The sequence below is a fragment of the Gryllotalpicola kribbensis genome, from assembly GCF_039538245.1.
Classification (GTDB): domain Bacteria; phylum Actinomycetota; class Actinomycetes; order Actinomycetales; family Microbacteriaceae; genus Gryllotalpicola; species Gryllotalpicola kribbensis.
In genome coordinates this window covers 91,770-109,673 of the sequence record NZ_BAABBX010000015.1, presented here as the reverse complement: position 1 = coordinate 109,673, position 17,904 = coordinate 91,770, and the positions used below count along the sequence as shown (strand labels likewise).

The 17,904-nt window shown below is 72.1% G+C and carries 21 protein-coding genes; 15 read left to right on the top strand and 6 right to left on the bottom strand.

What is annotated here, in order from left to right:
• Nucleotides 1-4: 4 nt before the first annotated feature.
• Nucleotides 5-1,039, bottom strand: a complete 1,035-nt coding sequence (locus ABD716_RS09935) for a GNAT family N-acetyltransferase (RefSeq protein ID WP_344776375.1) — start codon at nucleotides 1,037-1,039, stop codon at nucleotides 5-7.
• 24 nt (nucleotides 1,040-1,063) lie between these two features.
• Nucleotides 1,064-2,011: a type I pantothenate kinase gene (gene coaA / locus ABD716_RS09930; RefSeq protein ID WP_344776373.1), complete on the bottom strand. Its 948-nt coding sequence runs from the start codon at nucleotides 2,009-2,011 to the stop codon at nucleotides 1,064-1,066.
• 65 nt (nucleotides 2,012-2,076) lie between these two features.
• On the opposite strand from coaA, the gene glmS reads away from it, so the two are divergent.
• The 6 genes from glmS to ABD716_RS09900 are packed head-to-tail and all read left to right on the top strand — an operon-like array spanning nucleotide 2,077 to nucleotide 7,168.
• Complete coding sequence (gene glmS, locus ABD716_RS09925) at nucleotides 2,077-3,927, top strand: glutamine--fructose-6-phosphate transaminase (isomerizing) (protein WP_344776371.1); 1,851 nt, start codon at nucleotides 2,077-2,079, stop codon at nucleotides 3,925-3,927.
• A 19-nt stretch (nucleotides 3,928-3,946) separates the two neighbouring features.
• On the top strand, nucleotides 3,947-4,336 hold the full coding sequence (locus ABD716_RS09920; RefSeq protein ID WP_344776369.1) for a holo-ACP synthase: 390 nt from the start codon (nucleotides 3,947-3,949) through the stop codon (nucleotides 4,334-4,336).
• Nucleotides 4,329-5,483, top strand: a complete 1,155-nt coding sequence (gene alr, locus ABD716_RS09915) for an alanine racemase (RefSeq protein WP_344776367.1) — start codon at nucleotides 4,329-4,331, stop codon at nucleotides 5,481-5,483. The genes ABD716_RS09920 and alr overlap by 8 nt, the downstream gene beginning before the upstream one ends.
• Nucleotides 5,476-5,619 (top strand): hypothetical protein, encoded by a 144-nt coding sequence (locus tag ABD716_RS09910; RefSeq protein WP_344776365.1) that lies wholly within the window; start codon nucleotides 5,476-5,478, stop codon nucleotides 5,617-5,619. The genes alr and ABD716_RS09910 overlap by 8 nt, the downstream gene beginning before the upstream one ends.
• A gap of 38 nt (nucleotides 5,620-5,657) precedes the next feature.
• Nucleotides 5,658-6,107, top strand: a complete 450-nt coding sequence (tsaE, locus tag ABD716_RS09905) for a tRNA (adenosine(37)-N6)-threonylcarbamoyltransferase complex ATPase subunit type 1 TsaE (protein WP_344777243.1) — start codon at nucleotides 5,658-5,660, stop codon at nucleotides 6,105-6,107.
• On the top strand, nucleotides 6,104-7,168 hold the full coding sequence (locus ABD716_RS09900) for a DUF2891 family protein (protein ID WP_344776363.1): 1,065 nt from the start codon (nucleotides 6,104-6,106) through the stop codon (nucleotides 7,166-7,168). Before tsaE ends, ABD716_RS09900 begins: the two co-directional genes overlap by 4 nt.
• Nucleotides 7,169-7,181: 13 nt before the next feature.
• Here the strand turns inward: ABD716_RS09900 and ABD716_RS09895 are convergent, their stop codons facing one another.
• Genes ABD716_RS09895 through ABD716_RS09885 form a run of 3 tightly spaced genes read right to left on the bottom strand, consistent with a single transcriptional unit; the run spans nucleotide 7,182 to nucleotide 9,447 of the window.
• Complete coding sequence (locus tag ABD716_RS09895; RefSeq protein ID WP_344776361.1) at nucleotides 7,182-8,066, bottom strand: 5-oxoprolinase subunit C family protein; 885 nt, start codon at nucleotides 8,064-8,066, stop codon at nucleotides 7,182-7,184.
• Entirely contained in the window at nucleotides 8,063-8,692 is a 630-nt protein-coding gene (locus ABD716_RS09890) for a 5-oxoprolinase subunit B family protein (RefSeq protein ID WP_344776359.1), read from the bottom strand. Before ABD716_RS09890 ends, ABD716_RS09895 begins: the two co-directional genes overlap by 4 nt.
• Nucleotides 8,689-9,447, bottom strand: coding sequence for a LamB/YcsF family protein (locus ABD716_RS09885; protein ID WP_344776357.1), 759 nt, complete (start codon nucleotides 9,445-9,447; stop codon nucleotides 8,689-8,691). The genes ABD716_RS09890 and ABD716_RS09885 overlap by 4 nt, the downstream gene beginning before the upstream one ends.
• A 113-nt stretch (nucleotides 9,448-9,560) precedes the next feature.
• Here ABD716_RS09885 and ABD716_RS09880 point away from each other — a divergent pair, with 113 nt between their 5' ends.
• The 7 genes from ABD716_RS09880 (at nucleotide 9,561) to ABD716_RS09850 (ending at nucleotide 15,085) form a co-directional block, all read left to right on the top strand.
• A complete protein-coding gene (locus ABD716_RS09880) occupies nucleotides 9,561-9,695 on the top strand; it encodes a hypothetical protein (protein WP_344776355.1) in 135 nt (44 codons plus the stop codon).
• An 85-nt stretch (nucleotides 9,696-9,780) separates the two neighbouring features.
• Entirely contained in the window at nucleotides 9,781-11,085 is a 1,305-nt protein-coding gene (locus ABD716_RS09875; protein ID WP_344776353.1) for an alpha/beta fold hydrolase, read from the top strand.
• Between the two features lie 23 nt (nucleotides 11,086-11,108).
• Nucleotides 11,109-11,882, top strand: coding sequence for a GNAT family N-acetyltransferase (locus ABD716_RS09870; protein ID WP_344777241.1), 774 nt, complete (start codon nucleotides 11,109-11,111; stop codon nucleotides 11,880-11,882).
• A 25-nt stretch (nucleotides 11,883-11,907) separates the two neighbouring features.
• Nucleotides 11,908-12,528, top strand: a complete 621-nt coding sequence (tsaB, locus tag ABD716_RS09865; protein ID WP_344776351.1) for a tRNA (adenosine(37)-N6)-threonylcarbamoyltransferase complex dimerization subunit type 1 TsaB — start codon at nucleotides 11,908-11,910, stop codon at nucleotides 12,526-12,528.
• Nucleotides 12,525-12,995 carry a ribosomal protein S18-alanine N-acetyltransferase gene (gene rimI, locus ABD716_RS09860; protein ID WP_344776349.1) on the top strand — a complete coding sequence of 157 codons (471 nt, stop codon included), beginning with the start codon at nucleotides 12,525-12,527 and terminating at the stop codon, nucleotides 12,993-12,995. The genes tsaB and rimI overlap by 4 nt, the downstream gene beginning before the upstream one ends.
• The gene (tsaD, locus tag ABD716_RS09855) at nucleotides 12,992-14,059 is read left to right on the top strand and encodes a tRNA (adenosine(37)-N6)-threonylcarbamoyltransferase complex transferase subunit TsaD (protein WP_344776347.1); all 1,068 of its coding nucleotides are present in this window, start codon (nucleotides 12,992-12,994) and stop codon (nucleotides 14,057-14,059) included. The genes rimI and tsaD overlap by 4 nt, the downstream gene beginning before the upstream one ends.
• Nucleotides 14,060-14,137: 78 nt before the next feature.
• The gene (locus ABD716_RS09850) at nucleotides 14,138-15,085 is read left to right on the top strand and encodes a DUF4190 domain-containing protein (RefSeq protein WP_344776345.1); all 948 of its coding nucleotides are present in this window, start codon (nucleotides 14,138-14,140) and stop codon (nucleotides 15,083-15,085) included.
• Between the two features lie 47 nt (nucleotides 15,086-15,132).
• On the opposite strand, the gene ABD716_RS09845 is transcribed toward ABD716_RS09850, so the two are convergent.
• A complete protein-coding gene (locus ABD716_RS09845) occupies nucleotides 15,133-16,329 on the bottom strand; it encodes a class I SAM-dependent methyltransferase (protein ID WP_344776343.1) in 1,197 nt (398 codons plus the stop codon).
• Nucleotides 16,330-16,471: 142 nt separating this feature from the next.
• Here ABD716_RS09845 and groES point away from each other — a divergent pair, with 142 nt between their 5' ends.
• Together groES and rarD are read left to right on the top strand one after the other, a co-directional pair.
• Nucleotides 16,472-16,768: a co-chaperone GroES gene (groES, locus tag ABD716_RS09840; protein WP_120788474.1), complete on the top strand. Its 297-nt coding sequence runs from the start codon at nucleotides 16,472-16,474 to the stop codon at nucleotides 16,766-16,768.
• Nucleotides 16,769-16,904: 136 nt separating this feature from the next.
• Nucleotides 16,905-17,828 carry an EamA family transporter RarD gene (gene rarD / locus ABD716_RS09835; protein WP_344776341.1) on the top strand — a complete coding sequence of 308 codons (924 nt, stop codon included), beginning with the start codon at nucleotides 16,905-16,907 and terminating at the stop codon, nucleotides 17,826-17,828.
• Nucleotides 17,829-17,904 lie beyond the last annotated feature (76 nt).

Genomic DNA, 17,904 nt, shown 5'->3' with positions numbered 1-17,904 from the left:
CGCGTCAGTAGGCGAGCAGCATCGCGACCTCGCGGCTGTCGTCGGGCACGAAGCCGAGGCTCGTGTAGAGGTCGACGGCGCCCGAGGGGTTCTCGGTGTCGACATCGAGCACGACGCGCTCCAGACCGGCGGCGACGGTGGCCTCGAGCGTGCGCGCGAGCAGCGCGGGGGCGATGCCGCGGCCCCGCCACGCGCGCCGCACCCCCACCAGCCCGACGTATGAGCTCGTGTAGCCCTGGTGCGGCCAATCGTGCTCGAGAACGCTCGTGACGACGAGCCCGGCGACCGTGTGCTCGTCATCGGCGAGGGCGATGAACGACAGCTCGGGGCGGAAGAACTCGCCCCCGGCGATCTTCGCCCACTGCTCGCCCGAGGTCGGCTGGCTGCCCCAGTGGTCGCGGAACGCCTCGTTCTTCGCCGCGAGCACGTCGGCCGACAGCTCGTCGGACCACGGCACGATCGCGACGCCGGGCGGTGCGGGCACCACGGGCAGCGGCTGCGAGAGATCGCGCGTCAGCGTTGCGAAGTAGCGCGCGGCGTGGAAGCCGAGCAGCTCGGCGAGCCGGATGCCGGCGACATTGCTCGCGGAGAGGTACTGCAGGATCCACCCGCGCAGCGGCAGGTCGCAGCTCTTCAGCATCTGCTGCGCGCGACCGCGCTGCCACTGCAGCAGCTGCCGGCCGACACCGGCCCCGCGCACCTCGGGGTGCGTCGTGCCGTGCAGGAACACCCTGACCACGGTCTCGGCGCCCGGCGGCATCACGTTGAGCCCCCACGCGACGATGCGGCCGTCTGCCGACAGGCCGGCGAGCGAGTCATGGGCGAGGTCGATGTAGCTGTGGGTCAGCTCTTCGAGCAGGTCTTCGCGCGGCGTCGTCCAGCTGGGGTGGTCGACGGCGTCGGCGGCCTGCTGCAGCGCGGTGAGCTCGTCGAGGTCGTCAGGGGTGAGCGGGCGCCAGGCGGCGATGTCGGGGTGGATGGGCAGCGCGAGCCGCTGTGGCGCATCGACGCGCTCGTGCAGGGGACTCAACTCGGCCACGAGTACACCTTGGCACGGGCAGGTTCAGAGCTTGCGGAGAAGCACCGATGAGACCTTGTGCTCCGGCCCCTTGCGCAGCACCAGCTTCGCGCGGCTGCGCGTCGGGCGGACGTTCTGGATGAGGTTCGGCTCGTTGATCGACTTCCAGATCTCGTGCGCGACGGCGACCGCCTGGTCCTCGCTGAGGTCGGCATAGCGGTGGAAGTAGGACTGCGGGTTCGCGAAGGCGCCCTGCTGCAGCTTGAGGAAGCGCTCGACGTACCACCGCTCGATCGAGCTCGTGGCCGCGTCGACGTACACGGAGAAGTCGAACAGGTCGCTGATGGCGAGGCTGCCGGCTGCGGGCGATTGCAGCACATTGAGGCCTTCGACGATGAGGATGTCGGGCTGGCGCACGATCACCTGGGCATCCGGCACGATGTCGTAGCTGAGGTGCGAGTAGAAGGGCGCGCGTACCTCGGGGACGCCCGACTTCACATCGGTGACGAAGCGCATGAGCGCGCGCCGGTCGTAGGACTCGGGGAAGCCCTTGCGGCCCATGAGACCGCGCCGCTCGAGCTCGGCGTTCGGGTACAGGAATCCGTCGGTCGTGATCAGCTCGACCCGTGGCGTGTTGTCCCACCGGCTGAGCAGCTCGCGCAACAGCCGCGAGACCGTCGACTTGCCGACGGCCACGGAGCCCGCGACGCCGATCACGAACGGCGTGCGCGCCGCGCGCTCGCCGAGGAAGTCGCTGGTCGCGCGATGCAGCGCCTGCGTGCCGGCGGCATACAGGTTGAGCAGACGCGAGAGCGGAACGTAGACCTCGGCCACCTCGCGCATGTCGAGCAGATCGCCGAGCCCGCGCAGCTGCACGACCTCGGTCTCGGTGAGCGGCTGGGGCGTGCTGCGGGCGAGTTCCGACCAGTCGGCGCGGTCGAGCTCGACGAACGGCGTCAGTGCGCCCGTGGCGGCGGCGCCGTTATCGGTCATGATGCCCAATTCTAGGGAGGCGCTCGGGCGCGAACGCCCAGTCGCGCCCTTCTAGACTGGCCCGCATGTGTGGAATCGTCGGATACGTCGGCACGCGTGACTCGGTCGGCGTTCTGCTCGGCGGGCTGAAGCGGCTCGAGTACCGCGGCTACGACTCGGCGGGCGTCGCCGTGATCGGCGCCGACGGCGGCCTGCACACCGCCAAGAAGGCGGGCAAGCTCGGGGCCCTGCAGGACGAGCTGGCACAGCACCCCCTGGCGACCGGCGGAACCGGCATCGGCCACACGCGCTGGGCGACGCACGGCGGCCCGACCGACCAGAACGCGCACCCGCACCTGGGTGACGACGGCAAGCTCGCCCTCATCCACAACGGCATCATCGAGAACTTCCACGATCTGAAGACCGAGCTGCTCGAGCAGGGCGTCGTCTTCGACTCCGAGACCGATACCGAGGTCGCCGCCAAGCTGCTCGGCGTCGAGTACGCGCGCACCCACGACCTGCGCGCGGCGTTCCGCACGGTGCTGAAGCGGCTGAACGGGGCCTTCACCCTGCTCGCCGTGCATGAGGACGCCCCTGGCGTCGTCGTCGCCGCCCGCCGCAACTCGCCGCTCGTGATCGGCCTCGGCGAGGGCGAGAACTTCCTCGGCAGCGACGTCGCCGCGTTTATCGAGTTCACCCGCCGCGCCGTGGCGATCGGTCAGGACGAGATGGTGGTCATCACGCCCGACTCCGTCGAGGTGACCGACTTCGACGGGAACGCGGTGCCGTTCGAGCCGTTCGAGGTGCAGTGGGACGCGTCGGCCGCCGAGAAGGGCGGCTGGTCGAGCTTCATGCTGAAGGAGATCACCGAAGAGCCCGACGCGGTCGCCAACACCCTGCGCGAGCGCATCCACGAGGGCGACGTCAAGGTTCCCGAGCTCGAGGCCCTCGGCGACGAGGTGCTGCGCGAGGTCGACCGCATCATCGTGGTCGCGGCCGGCACCGCGGCGTATGCGGGCCAGGTCGGCACCTACGCGATCGAGTCCTGGGCGCGCGTGCCCGTCGATGTGCAGCTCGCGCACGAGTTCCGCTACCGCGATCCGATCGTCGGGCCGAACACGCTGGTCGTCTCGATCAGTCAGTCCGGCGAGACGATGGACACCCTGATGGCGGTCAAGTACGCCCGTGAGCTCGGCGCGCGCACGATCTCGATCTGCAACACGCAGGGGGCGACGATTCCGCGCGAATCGGATGCCGCGCTGTACACCCACGCCGGCCCGGAGGTCGCCGTCGCGTCGACGAAGGCGTTCGTGGCGCAGATCACGGCGCTGTACCTGCTCGGCCTTCAGCTCGCCCGGGTCAAGGGCACGCTCGACGAGGCGGCGCGCCGCGAGCTGGTCGAGGAGCTCGTCGCCGTTCCCGAGAAGATCCGGTTCGCGACCGGCGAGCACGAGCGCATCGCCGAGCTCGCGCACTGGATGGGCACCGCTTCTGCCGTGCTCTTCCTCGGCCGCCACGTCGGCTACCCGATCGCGCTCGAGGGTGCTCTCAAGCTCAAGGAGCTCGCGTACATCCACGCCGAGGGCTTCGCGGCCGGCGAGCTCAAGCACGGCCCGATCGCCCTGATCGAGCCGGGTCTGCCGGTGTTCGTCCTCGTGCCGAGTCCGCGGCACTCCGAAGAGATGCACCGCAAGGTGATCTCGAACATCCAGGAGATCCGGGCGCGCGGCGCGCGCGTCATCGCGGTGGCCGAGCAGGCGGATGCCGCAGTGCTGCCGTTCGCCGACGAGGTGATCGCCCTTCCCCTCGCGGGCAAGTTCTTCGAGCCGCTGATCGCGGTCGTGCCGCTGCAGATCTTCGCGATGGAGCTGGCGACCGCGAAGGGCCTCGATGTCGACCAGCCGCGCAACCTCGCCAAGTCCGTGACGGTCGAGTAGCGGCGCAGACGCAGACCTCATGATCACGGGAATCGGCGTGGACGTCGTCGGGCTCGAGCGCTTCGCCCGACAGCTCGAGCGCACCCCGCGCCTGATCGAGCGGCTGTTCGCCGAGAGCGAACGCGGCCTGGGGTCGGATTCGCTCGCCGCCCGCTTCGCCGCGAAGGAAGCGCTGATCAAGGCGCTCGGGCGCTCGGACGGCCTGGTCTGGACCGACATCGAGATCGTGCCCGATGAGCACGGCGACCCCGGGTTCCGCCTGCACGGCGGGGTCGCCGACGTGGTCGCCGCGCACGGCGTGAAGCGGCTGCACCTGTCGCTCACGCACGACGGCGGGGTGGCGGCAGCCTTCGTCGTCGCCGAGGGCGACGGGGCCACGGGCACGGGCGCAGGGGTGACGGATGTCTGACCGGGCGGCCCGCGGCGCGATCGGCTTCCACGAGGCGCTCATCGATCTCGAGGCGATCACCTCGAACGTGCGCGCCCTGCGGGAACGATTCGGCACGGAGCACTTCATCGCCGTCGTGAAGGCGAACGCCTACGGGCACGGCGCCGTTCCGGTGGCCCGCGCGGCGCTCGCGGGCGGCGCGGACTGGCTGGGCGTCGCCGTCATCGAAGAGGCGCTCGAGCTGCGGGCGGCCGGCATCGACGCGCCGATCGTCGCCTGGCTGCACGACCCCGACGAGCGCTTCGACGCGGCCGTGGCCGCCGGCGTCTCGATCGGCGTCTCGACGCTCGAGCAGCTGCGCGCGGTGGCCGAGGCGGCCGGGCGCGCCGCGGCGCAGGCATCCGTTCAGTTCAAGCTCGACACCGGGCTGTCACGCAACGGCCTGCAGCGCGCGGACTGGAACGCGGCGTTCGAGCTCGCTGCCGGGTTCGAGCAGACCGCGCAGCTGCGCGTCGACGGAGTGTTCACGCACCTGTCGAATGCGACCCTGCAGGACGACGTCGACTGCCTTGACCTCTTCGACGAGGGCGTCGCGGCCGCCCGCGCGGCGGGGCTCGCGCCGGGGCTCGTGCACGCGGCGGCATCCGCTGCGGCGCTGCGCCAGCCCGATGCCCGCTACAACTGCGTGCGCGTCGGCCTCGCGCTCTACGGCCTCGCGCCGACGCAGGATCCGCGGCAGGCACGCGAGCTCGGGCTGCGGCCGGCGATGACGGTGCAGGGCCGCATCGCGAACGTGAAGCGCGTACCGGCGGGCACGTCGGTGTCGTACGACTACACCTACACGACCGACCGCGAGACGACCCTGGCGCTCGTGCCGTTCGGCTACGGCGACGGCATTCCGCGTGCCGCGTCGAACCGGGCGCGGGTGTGGCTCGGCGGTGGCGTGCATCGGATCGCGGGGCGGGTGGCCATGGACCAGTTCGTGGTCGATGTCGGCGATACGCCCGTCGCGGTCGGCGACCCCGTCGTGCTGTTCGGCGACGGCGGTGAGGGATTCCCGACGGCGGAGGACTGGGCCGAGGCATCCGCCACGATCAACTGGGAGATCGTGACGCGCATCGGCGGCCGCACCACGCGGCGGTACGTGAGGGGCGACGCGGATGCCTGAAGAGCAGGGCGTGGCCGTCGTGGCGCTCTCGGTAAGTCACCGATTTGGTCGCAGCGGGCGGCAGGCGCACGGGTTCGCGGTCGCGTCGGCCGGATCGGTGACCTGCGAGCAGCTCCTCAGGAAGGACGCGGCGTGAGCGGGCCCCAGACGCGTGTCGTCGCAGGCACCGACGAGATGGAAGCACTCGGGCGCGAGCTCGGGGCGCGGCTGCGCGCGGGCGATCTGGTCGTGCTGACGGGCCCGCTCGGCGCCGGCAAGACGACACTGACGCGCGGCATCGGCGAGGCGCTGAACGTGCGCGGGCCGATCACCTCGCCGACCTTCGTGCTGGCGCGCACGCACCCCGCGCTCGGCGGCGGCCCCGACCTCGTGCATGTCGACGCCTATCGGCTGGGGAACGCGACGGAGCTCGACGACCTCGACATCGACTACGAGAACTCGGTCGTCGTGGCCGAGTGGGGGCACGGGCTCATCGAGTCCGAGTCGGCGACGGGGTCGTGGCTCGAGGTGGTGATCGCGCGGCCGGAGGGCGCGGGCGACGAGTTCGACCCGTCGGACGCGCCCGAGGAGCCGCGCACCGTGACGATCACCGGCTACGGGCCGCGCTGGGAGGGCGAAGGATGACAACGGATGCCCCGGCGCTGCGCGCCGCGCACGCCGACCGCTTCGCGCAGGTCGTGCTCGACAACTTCGCGCAGCCGTATCCCTATGCGGCGCACCACACCACGGCCGGCCCCGACGACCGCGCGCTGCCGGTCGAGCTGCACCCGGCGTTCGCCTCGTCGTACGACTGGCACTCGAGCGTGCACATGCACTGGCTCGCGACGCGGCTGCTCGAGTTCGGGGTGTCGGCGCCGCTTTCCGACCGGCTCGCCGCCGCGCTCGCCGCGAACCTCGCCGCAGAGAACCTCGAGGTCGAGGCTGAGTACCTGCGCCGTCACCCGCGCTACGAGCGCCCGTACGGCTGGGCGTGGGCGCTGTCGCTTGCGGCATCCGTGTCGCGCTCGCGCGTGCCCGTGATCGCGACCCTCGCGCCGGGCTTCGCCCCGCTGACCGAGGTGCTGTTCGACCACGTGCTCGCCTGGGTCGCGCGCACGCCCGAGCCGGTGCGCCACGGCGTGCACAGCAATTCGGCGTTCGGGCTGCGGCACGCGCTGCTCGCTGCGCGCGCTCTCGGTCGCGACGATGTCGCGCACGCGGTGACGGATGCCGCGCGGCGCTGGTTCCTGCGCGATGCCGCCTGGCCGTTCACGTGGGAGCGCAGCGGGCAGGACTTCCTCTCGCCGGGATTCGCCGAGGCCGAGCTGATGGCCGCCGCCCTCGGCGCCGACGAGCTCACCGCATGGGCGACCGGATTCTTCGCCGAGCTCGCGCCCACCTCGGCCGTGCTCGCGCCCGCACGCGTTCTCGACGCCCACGACGGGCAGCAGGTGCATCTCTTCGGCCTGGGGCTCTCGACGTCGGCGGCTGCCTCGCGCGTCGCCGTGACGCTGCGCTCGAACGGCGTCGGCGGCGAGTCGGGGCTCGGCAACACGGGCCGCGTCGCCGAGCTGATCGAACTGCTCGAGGGCGCGGCGCCTCGGCTGCTGCCCGCCGGCATCGAGGCCGCCGTGTCGGACGAGTTCATGTCGTCGCATTGGCTCGCGACCTTCGCGTGGGACGCGCTCGAGGCGCTGCCCGACTGAGGCGCCGCGTCGCTCAGTGCAGGCGGAAGCGGACCGACTGCCCGGGCGCGAGCTGCGCCGCGCGATCGATCGAGGCGTCCGTGAGCACGGCGATCACGGGGTAGCCGCCGGTCACGGGGTGATCGGCCGAGAAGATGATCGGATGCCCCGACGCCGGCACCTGCAGGGAGCCGAGCGCCATCGGCTCGCTCGGAAGCTCGCTCGCGATCGCCCGCTCGAGCGGCGCGGGCCCCTCGAGCCGTACCCCGACCCGATCCGACGCGGGCGTGACGGTGAAGACGCCGGTGCGCAGCACGCGCAGCGCATCCGGCGTGAACCAGTCTTCGCGGGGGCCGCGCAGCGCGTCGAGCACGACCCCGGGGGCCGTATCGCCGACGCCCCAGGGCGGCGCGACGGCGTCGACGAGCGGGTCGCCGTCGGTCTCGTCGCCGATCGGCAGCACATCGCCCGCGGCGAGGGGAGCGGGGCCGATACCGGAGAGCGTGTCGTACGAGCGGCTGCCGAGCACCGGCGGAACGTCGATGCCCCCGCGCACCGCGAGGTAGGCGCGCAGCCCGGCGCTCGGCGCGCCGAGCTGCAGCTCGTCACCGTCGGCGAGCTCGATGAGCTCGTACATGGCGGGGCGGTGGGTGCGCCCTGCGGCGGTCACCACGGTCAACGGGCAGTAGGCGCCGGTCACCACGAGCTCGGTCGCGCCACGGGATCGCACGGCGAGACCGCCGAAGAGCGTCTCGACGAGCGCAGCCCCCGCGGCGTTGGCCACGAGCCGGGTGGCGAGCGCGGCCGAGCCGCGGTCGGCGGCGCCCGCGTGCCCGACGCCCTGGTCGAGGAATCCGCTTCTGCCCTGATCCTGCACCGTTGCGAGCAGCCCGACGCGCGTGACCTCGAGCGCGCTCATCCGCGCGCGGCTTCCACGAAGCGCACGCGCGTGCCGGCCGCGAGCAGCGCGGGAGGCGTGCGGGCCGGATCCCACATCGACAGCCCGGTGCGCCCGATCAATCGCCAGCCGCCCGGCGACTCGCGCGGGTACACGCCGCTGAACTCGCCGGCGAGCCCCACGGCGCCGGCGGGCACGCGCGTGCGCGGCACCTCGAGCCGCGGCACCTCGAGGGCCCAGCCGTCGCTCGCGAGGTAGCCGAAGCCCGGTGCGAAGCCGCCGAAGGCGCACAGCCACGTGCGGCCCGTGTGGGCCGCGATGAGTTCGGCGGTCGAGACCCCGAGGAGCTCTGCCGTCGAGGCGAGATCGTCCCCGTCGTAGACCACGGGGATCTCGACGGGCGCACCGGCCCCGCCGTCGGGCGCCGCAACGATCTCGAGCGCGGCGACCGCCGCCTCGACGGCGCTGCGCTCGACCACCGCCGGGTCGAAGCCCAGCAGAACGGTGCGGGCGCCGCTCGTGGCATCCGTCACCCCCGGAATCGGCGAACGCTCGATCGCCGCACGCAGTGCCATCGCCTCTGTCAGCGATGAGAACTCGACCAGCACGCCGCGCTCGCCGGCGCGCAGGAAGCGAGGACCGTTCACACGAACGCCCTGAGCCCCACGCCGGCGGCCACCAGCTCGGCGCGCACGCGCGCGGCGATCGCGGCGGCACCCGGCGTGTCGCCGTGCACGCACACCGACCGGGCGTCGACGGCGATCTCGGTGCCGTCGACGGCCGTGACCTGCCCTTCTGTGACGAGGCGCACGACGCGCGAGGCGATCTCGCCCGCGTCGTGCAGCACGCTGCCCGCCTGTGCGCGCGGCACGAGCGTGCCGTCGGGCTGGAAGGCGCGGTCGGCGTACGTCTCGGGGACGGGAACGAGGCCGTGGTCGGATGCCGCGCGCAGCAGTTCGGAACCCGGAAGGGCGAGCACGGCGAGCTGCGGGTCGACGGCGGCGCACGCGGCCACGACGGCATCGGCCTGGGCCGCGTCTCGCACCGCGACGTTGTAGAGCGCACCGTGCGGTTTGACGTACGAGACCCGCGTTCCGGCCGCTCGTGCCGCTGCGCGCAGGGCGCCGAGCTGGTAGACGACATCGGCGAACAGCTCATCGGAGGTCGTCGGCACGGGGCGGCGCCCGAAGCCGCGCAGATCGGGGTACGCGACGTGCGCCCCGATCGCGACACCGCGCTCAGCCGCGAGGCGGCAGGTCGCCAGCATGATCTGCGGGTCGCCCGCGTGGAATCCGCATGCGACGTTCGCACTCGTGACGACGTCGAGCAGCGCCGCGTCGTCGCCCATGGGCCACGCGCCGAAGCCCTCACCGAGATCGCAGTTCAGGTCGATGGTCGCCATGGGTTCACCGTAGCCGCCGGGCGCGACCTCGAGCCTTTCCTGGGAATGGCCACGGATCCCGGCCCACTGCACGCGACGGGCTGAGCGTCGTCAGCGAGCATCAGCGCGCCGTCGTGGTCCGGCCCACCAGGTGCGGCGCCTATGCCGTCACCGGGCCGCGTGCGCAGAGTGACGTGCCCGAAGAGGCGAGCTACGGGGCAGCGGTCCGCGTCGCGCTCGCGCGTCTCGCCCGCGCCTCGCGGCACTAGCCGGCACTCGCTGCGGCTCCGGCCCGCCGCGTCGGGCCGGCCACTGCGCGCACGCCGTGGGCGGTGACGCTGGCAGGCTGGGGGCATGACCGTCACCGCCGAGTACACGATTCCGGGACTGCACGTGCGCGACCACGAGGTCGTGGTGCCGCTGGACTGGGATCGGCCGGATGCCGGCGAGCTCACGGTCTTCGCCCGCGAGCTGGTCGCGCCGACGAGGCGCCGCGACGACCTGCCCTACCTGCTCTTCCTGCAGGGCGGCCCCGGCGGCAAGGGCCCGCGCCCGCTGTCGGCGTCGGGCTGGGTCGCCGAGGCGCTCAAGCGCTACCGCGTCGTGCTGCTCGACCAGCGCGGCACGGGCCGCAGCACCCGGATCGACGGGCGCACGATCTCACGCTTTCCGTCGGCGCAGGCCGCGGCCGACCACCTCGCGCACTTCCGAGCGGATTCGATCGTGCGCGACGCCGAGCACCTGCGGCAGCACGAATTCGGTGCGCGGCGCTGGACGACGCTGGGGCAGAGCTACGGGGGATTCCTCACCCTGAGCTACCTCTCGCTCGCCCCGGACGGGCTCGCGGCCTGCCTCGTCACGGGCGGCCTCTCATCGGTGGCCCGCAACGGCGCCGAGATCGTCTACCGGCGCACCTACCCGCGCGTCGAGGCGAAGAACGCCGAGTACCGCCGCCGCTACCCCGGCGACGGGGCAGTCGTCGAGCGCATCGCCGAGAGGCTCGCGGTCGAGCCGGCGGTGCTGCCCGACGGCGATCTGCTGACCGTGCGCCGGTTCCAGACCCTCGGAATGGGCTTCGGCATGAAGCATCCCGGCTACGAGCAGCTGCACTGGCTGCTCGACGAGGCGTTCGACGCGTCGGGCGACGAGTTCGACGCCGGTTTCCTCGCCCAGGTGGCGGACGCCACCTCGTTCACGACGAACCCGCTCTATGCGGTGCTGCAGGAGGCCATCTACCTGAGCGGCCCAGAAGCCGGCGCGAGCGCATGGGCCGCCCAGACCGTGCGCGACGAGCTGCCGCAGTTCGCGGAATCCGCCCGGCCCCTGCTCTTCACCGGCGAGATGATCTACCCCTGGCAGTTCGCCGAGCTCGCCGCGCTGCGGCCGTTCGAGGCGGCGGCGCACGTCATGCACGAGCGCACCGAGTGGCCGGTGCTCTACGACCTCGATCGGCTCGCCGCCAACGAAGTGCCGGTCTTCGCGGCGGTCTACTTCGACGACATGTACGTCGACTCCGGCCTGCAGCTCGACACCGCCAAGTCGGTCGGCAATCTCCACGCGTGGGTCACCAACGAGTTCGAGCACGACGGCCTGCGCAACGGCGACGTGTTCGAGCGCCTGCACGCCATGCTGGACGACGCGGGCGGGGCCCGGCCGTGAGTCGTGCGAAGATGCCCTCCGTGATGCGAGCGACGGCACACCTTCTCGCCGCCTATGACCGCGAGCTGCGCACCGAAGCGGAGATGCGCGGCGCCGCCGCCGTGACGCGGATCGGTCCCTTGTGGCTCGGCACCTTCCCCGGCGGCAGCGGCTTCGTCTCGTATCGCGATCTCGAGGGCGCAGATCCCGCAGAGCTCGTTCCGCGCGTCGTCGAGCACTTCGAGCGCGACCCCGGCGTGGGCGAGGTCGAGTGGAAGACGCGTGCTCACGACGTCGCCCCCGGACTGCATGAGGCCCTGATCTCGGCGGGATTCGCTCCGGGTGAGCCCGAGTCGGTGATGATCGGCGAGGCACAGGCGCTCGCCGTCGAGCTGCCGCTCCCCGAAGGCGTCACGCTGCGCCAGGTCGCCGACGAGGCAGACATTCGTCGGATGGTGGCCATGCAGGACGAGGTCTTCGGCTCGCCGCGCCCCGTCGAGGGGCTGCTCGCGGAGCTGGCCGATGACCCGACGATCGAGTGCTGGATCGCCGAGCACGACGGCGAGGTCATCAGCGCCGGGCGGCTGCACCCCGTCGCGGGGACGGCGTTCGCCGGAATCTGGGGCGGCGCGACCGTGCCCCGGTGGCGCCGCCGCGGCGTCTATCGCGCGCTCACCGCGGCCCGCGCCCGATCGGCCCTGCGCCGCGGCGCGACCCTGATCCACAGTGACTCGACCGAGGACTCGCGCCCGATCCTCGAGCGCTATGGCTTCGTCAAGGTCACCGAGACGACGCCGTATGAGTGGCACCGGCCGTGACGCGCCGCCCCGATACCCTTGAAGGATGCTGCTCGCGATCGACACCTCGGCCGGGTCATCGGTCGCGGTGGTCGACTATGACCGGGGCGTTCTGGCCGAGGCATCCGATCTCGGGACCCGCGGCCACGCCGAGCGCATCGGCCGCCTCATCTCCGACGCGCTCGAGCAAGCCGGCGTCGCCCCGGCCGAGCTGAGCGCCGTGGCCGTGGGCATGGGCCCCGGGCCGTTCACGGGCCTGCGCGTCGGAATCGTCGCTGCGCGCACCTTCGCGCTCGCCGCGGGCAAGCCGGTCGTGAACCTCGTCAGCCACGACGCGATCGCGTTCGCCGCGTACCGCGATGGCCGCGAGGGCCCGCTTCTCGTGGTCACGGATGCCCGGCGCAAAGAGCTCTACTGGTCCTTCTACGACGGGGCGGACGAGCTCGGGCTACCGGTGCGCGTCGACGGCCCTGGGCTCGCGAAGCTCGACGAGCTGCCGCACCCCGATGCGGCGCGGCTCGACGCGGCATCCGTCTCGGCGGCCGCGCTCGGCCTGCTCGCCGAGCACACCTGGAAGAACAAGCGGCCGTTCGCCGCCGGCGAGGCGCTCTATCTGCGCTCGCCCGATGTCACGCCCTCGGCCGGCCCGAAGCGGGTGACGGGGTGAGCGAGCAGCCGGCCTTCTCCATTCGCCGCGCGACCGTCGGCGACCTCGAGCAGGTCGTCGCGCTCGAGCGCGTCATCTTCGCGAACGACGCGTGGCCCGAGGCGTTGTGGCGCTCCGAGCTCGAGAGCCCGCACACCTTCTATCTCGTCGCAGCCCGGGCGGATGCCCCTGACGAGCTGCTGGGCTATGCGGGGCTGCTCTCGCTGCCCGGTGGCCGCGAGGGCGACGTGCAGACGATCGGGCTCGCCGAGGAGGCGCGCGGCTACGGGCTCGGCCGCGAGCTCATGCGCCTGCTGCATCTCGAGGCGCAGCGCCGCGGCGTGCGCGAGATGTTCCTCGACGTGCGCGTCGACAACCCGGTGGCGCAGGCGCTGTATCGCTCGTTCGGCTATGAGGAGATCGGTGTGCGGAAGGGCTACTACCAACCCGACAATGTCGACGCGCTGGTGATGAGAGTGGCCGTATGAACCGAGAGGAACCCCTCGTGCTCGGCATCGAGACGAGCTGCGACGAGACCGGCGTCGGCATCGTGCGGGGAACCCGCCTGCTCAGCAACACCATCGCGAGCAGCATGGAGGAGCACGCCAGGTATGGCGGCGTCGTGCCCGAGGTGGCCGCTCGCGCGCACCTCGAGGCCATGGGGCCGGCCATCGAGGCGGCTCTGGCCGAGGCATCCGTGCGCCCCGACGAGCTCGACGCGATCGCCGTGACCAGCGGGCCGGGTCTCGCGGGGGCGCTCATGGTGGGCGTCGGGGCCGCGAAGGCGATGGCGGTCGCGCTCGGCAAGCCGCTCTATGCGGTGAACCACCTCGTGGGCCATGTCGGCGCCGACGTGCTCGATGCGGGCGGCGGCCCGGGGCACCCCGTCGAGGTGCCGACGATCGCGCTGCTCGTGAGCGGCGGCCACACGAGTCTGCTGCACGTGCGCGACCTGACCGGCGACGTCGAGCTGCTCGGCGAGACGATCGACGACGCGGCGGGCGAGGCGTTCGACAAAGTGGCGCGCATTCTCGGGCTGCCGTACCCCGGCGGGCCGCAGATCGATCGCGCGGCGGCGGCGGGCGCCCCGAATGCGATCCGGTTCCCGCGCGGTCTCAGCCTGCCGAAGGACATGGCGAAGCATCGCTACGACTTCTCGTTCTCGGGGCTCAAGACCGCCGTCGCGCGCTGGGTCGAGCAGAAGACGGATGCCGGTGAGCAGCTGCCCGTCGCCGACGTGGCCGCGAGCTTCCGCGAGGCGGTCGTCGACGTGCTCGTCACGAAAGCCGTGAACGCGTGCCTCGATCGCGGTGTTCCGCGCCTGCTGCTCGGCGGCGGCGTCGTCGCGAACGCGCGGCTGCGCGAGGTCGCGGCCGAGCGCTGCGCTGAGGCGGGCATCGCTCTGCGGATTCCCGCGCTGTCGCTGTGCACCGACAACGGGGCGATGATCGCGGCGCTCGCCGCGCAGCTGATCATGGCCGGCCACGAGCCGTCGACGCTCGATTTCGGGGCGGATTCCACGCTCCCCGTCACAGACGTCCAGGTGCGCTGAGATCCGTTGACACCCACTCGGGCCCGCTGGGACGATGGGGCTTTACAGCGGGCACACAGCCCGCGCTGAAGGAGCGTCATGTCTGACCCGCAGAACCCTCCCCGGCCGCCCGAGGAGCCGACCGTTCCGGCAGAGCCTCAGGAGCCCACGGTGCCGGCCGAGCCGCAGGAGCCGAGCGTTCCCGCCGAGCCTGACGAGCCGACGGTTCCCGCCGAGCCCGACACCCCCCTCGTGCCGTCGGAACCCCCCGCTCCGAGCGAGCCCGAGCCGGCGACGACCCCCGTGCCGTTCGAGCCAGAGTCGCCCTCGATCGTCCCGCCCGAGCCACCCGTCGCGCCCGAGACCCCGACCGCGCCGGAGCCGCCGGCGGCACCGCCTGCCCCGTCGTTCGAACCGCCGGCCCCACCCGCCCCGCCTGCGCCGCCGAGCTATGGGCCGCCCGTGCCGCCCGCACCGCCTGCGCCGCCCGTGCCGCCGTCGGCGGAGTCCGCCGGCCCCGTGCCCGGCTCGTACACGCCGGGCGAGCAGGCGCCCGTGCCGCCGCCGGCGCCGCCCGCGCCGGCATCCGATCTCGGCACGCCGCCCGCCGCGCAGTTCGCGGCCCCGCAGTACGAGCAGTCGCCGTACGAGCCGCCACAGCCCGTCGGCGCCCCGGTTCCCCCGCCGGCGCCGGGGTACGGGCCGCCGCAGCCGCCGCAGCCGCCCTATGGCGCGCCGGGGCAGCAGGGGTACGGTCCGTACGCCGGCTCGGGCTACGGCCCGCGCTGGAACGTCTCGGCGATCGTGTCGATCATCTCCACCGGCGTCGGCGTCTTCCTGGTGCCCTTCGTCGGCCAGATCGTCGGCATCATCTTCGGCTTCGTCGGTCTCAACCAGATCAAGCGCACGGGTGAGAAGGGGCGCGGTCTTGCGCTGACCGGCATCTGGGTCGGCATCGGAACGCTCGCGCTCTTCGTGCTCTTCGTGATCATCGTGGTCGTCATCGCGGTCGCGGCGTCGCAGAGCGGAACGTCCTACCGCTACTAGCGGCGATCGGAGACGGGGCCCCGCTGCGGCGGGGCCCTTTCGCGTGGCTAGAGCCTTTCGGCGAGAAGCGCCGTGTGCCGCCCCGCGACCCGGGTGAGGATCAGGGTGGCGGACGCGTTCCCCTTGAGCGCCAGCCGCGTGCGCAGCTTCGCGGGGTCGACGTCGACCCCGCGCTTCTTGATCTCGAGCGTGCCGATACCGCGCTTGCGCAGCTCGGCCTTGAGCTCCTTCTCGTGGTAGGGCAGCCGCTCGACGATGCGGAAACCCTGCGCGAACGGCGTGCGCTCGGGTGCGTCGGCGGTGACATAGGCGATCCCTTCGCTGATCATGCGCCCGCCGAGCGAGCGGGCGAAGTCGCCGATGAGACGCGCGCGGATGACGGCGCCGTCGGGCTCATAGAGGTAGTCGCCGAGCTCGCCCACCGGCTCGTCCGCGCTGTCTTCTGGTGCGGTCAGTTCGTGCGCGCCGGCGGCGTCGAGCACGAGCGCCGCGCGGGTGATGCCCGGCCGCGCGAGCGCCCCGAACCACAGCACGAGCTCGACGACCTGGCCGCCGAACGACACCCACTGCGCCTCGGCCGAGCCCGGGATGAGCTCGCGGTCGAACCCGGGGCCGAGCTTGACGCCCACGGGCATCCGGCTTGCGGCATTGAACACCCAGTCGAGCGACGGCGACCAGTCATCGGAATCGGTGAGGCGGCGGGTGTCGCTGTGGCCCGCCGTGCGGCGGGCGGGGTCGAGCCAGAGCCCGTCGACCCGTGCGATGTCGAAGGACTCGGCGTCGCCCTGCTCGACGGCGGCGTCGGGGAAGGGAGCGAGGTTGTACGACGCGATCGCGGCCGTCACCTCGTCGCGATCGAGCGCGGTCACCTCGAGTCCGAGCGCGGCGAGGGCCATTGCGTCGCCCCCGATTCCGCAGCCGAGATCGGCGACCCGGCGGATGCCCGCTGCGCGGTACCTCGCCGCGTGCCGCGCCGCGACCGCGAGCCGAGTGGCCTGCTCGAGACCCGCTTCGGTGAACAGCATGCGCCCGGCGAATTCGGCGAACTTGCCGTGCGACCCGCCGGCCTTCGCGCGCAGCTTCGCCTGCGTCAGCACCGCGGCGACGAGGGCGGGGGAATGCCCCTCGGCGCGCAGGGCGGCCACGAGCTTCACCACGTCGCGCTGCGACTCGTAGGGCGGCAGCGAGTCGAGGAGCGTCAGCCCCGCGGGGCTGAGGAGTTCGACGAGTTCGTCGCGAAGCATCCGCTCACCTCGTCCTGCGTGCGTCACATTTGGCACTCGCCTTGCAGGAGTGCCAGAGGGGGTCCTAGACTCGGCTTAGCACACTCGGTATGAGAGTGCTAACCCATGTCTTGAAGTACACCGTACAAGAAAGAGGTCTACCGTGTCGGTCTCCATCAAGCCGCTCGAGGATCGCATCGTGATCAAGCAGGTCGAGGCAGAGACGACCACTGCGTCGGGTCTCGTGATCCCCGACTCCGCGAAGGAGAAGCCGCAGGAGGGCGAGGTCCTGGCCGTGGGCCCCGGCCGCATCGACGACAACGGCAACCGCGTTCCGCTCGACGTCGCCGTCGGCGACCGCGTGATCTACTCGCGCTACGGCGGCACCGAGGTCAAGTACAACAACGAGGAGTACCTCGTGCTGTCGGCCCGCGACGTGCTCGCGGTGGTGGTCCGCTGACCGCGTCAGCGACAACGTTCGTGCGCTGAGTCGCACCACGTCGGTGGAGCCCGGGCTATGGCCCGGGCTCCACTTTTTTGCAGGTGGACCGGCCGCCGCGGCGTGGCAGGCCCCGTTCCGCCCGTAGCTTTGGAGGATGGCGCCCCGCGAGCACGACACGACCAGAAGCGGCCTGCTGTTCGGCTTCGGTGCCTACCTCATCTGGGGCATGCTGCCCCTCTACTTCCTGCTGCTCGCCCCGGCCGGCCCGTTCGAGATCGTCGCCTGGCGCATCATCTGGTCGCTCGGCTTCTGCGCGATCGCGCTGACCGCCACGCGCGGCTGGGCGCGGCTGTGGGCGCTCGTGCGCAGGCGCCGCATCCTCTTCACGCTGGCCGGCGCCGGCATCCTGATCTTCATCAACTGGCAGACGTACGTGTACGCCACGTCCTCCGGCCAGGTCGTCGAGGCCGCGCTCGGCTACTTCATCAACCCCATCGTGCTCGTCTTCCTCGGCGTGATCGTGCTGCGCGAGCGGTTGCGCCCGCTGCAGTGGGCGGCCGTCGGCATCAGCATCGTGGCGGTCGTCGTGCTCACGATCGCCTATGGCGCGTTCCCATGGATCGCGCTGACGCTGGCGTTCTCGTTCGGACTCTACGGCTTCGTCAAGAAGCAGGTGGGCGGCGAGGTGGATGCCCTCTCGGGCCTCACCATCGAGTCGGCGTGGCTCGTGCCGGTCGCCGTCGTCGAGCTGATCGTCGTCGGCACGACGGGCGGCGGCGTGGTCTTCGGCACCGCGGGCGCGGGCAACACGGTGCTGCTCGTGCTCGCCGGTGTGATCACCGCGGTGCCGTTGCTGCTGTTCGCCTCGGCGGCACGTCGTCTGCCGCTCGTCTACATGGGCCTGCTGCAGTACCTGACGCCGATCATCCAGTTCATCATCGGCGTCGCGGTCGAGCACGAGCAGATGGAGCCGGCGCGCTGGGTCGGCTTCATCGTGATCTGGGGCGCCCTCGTCCTGCTCACGATCGACCTGCTGCGGGCGTCGCGCGGGTCGCGGCGCGCCTTTACACGACCGTAACGCCCCGGAACCATCCCCGCTCTTTTCGGCGCATAGCGTGACGAGGCAACGGGGCTTCACCCTGCCCCGTGAGTCA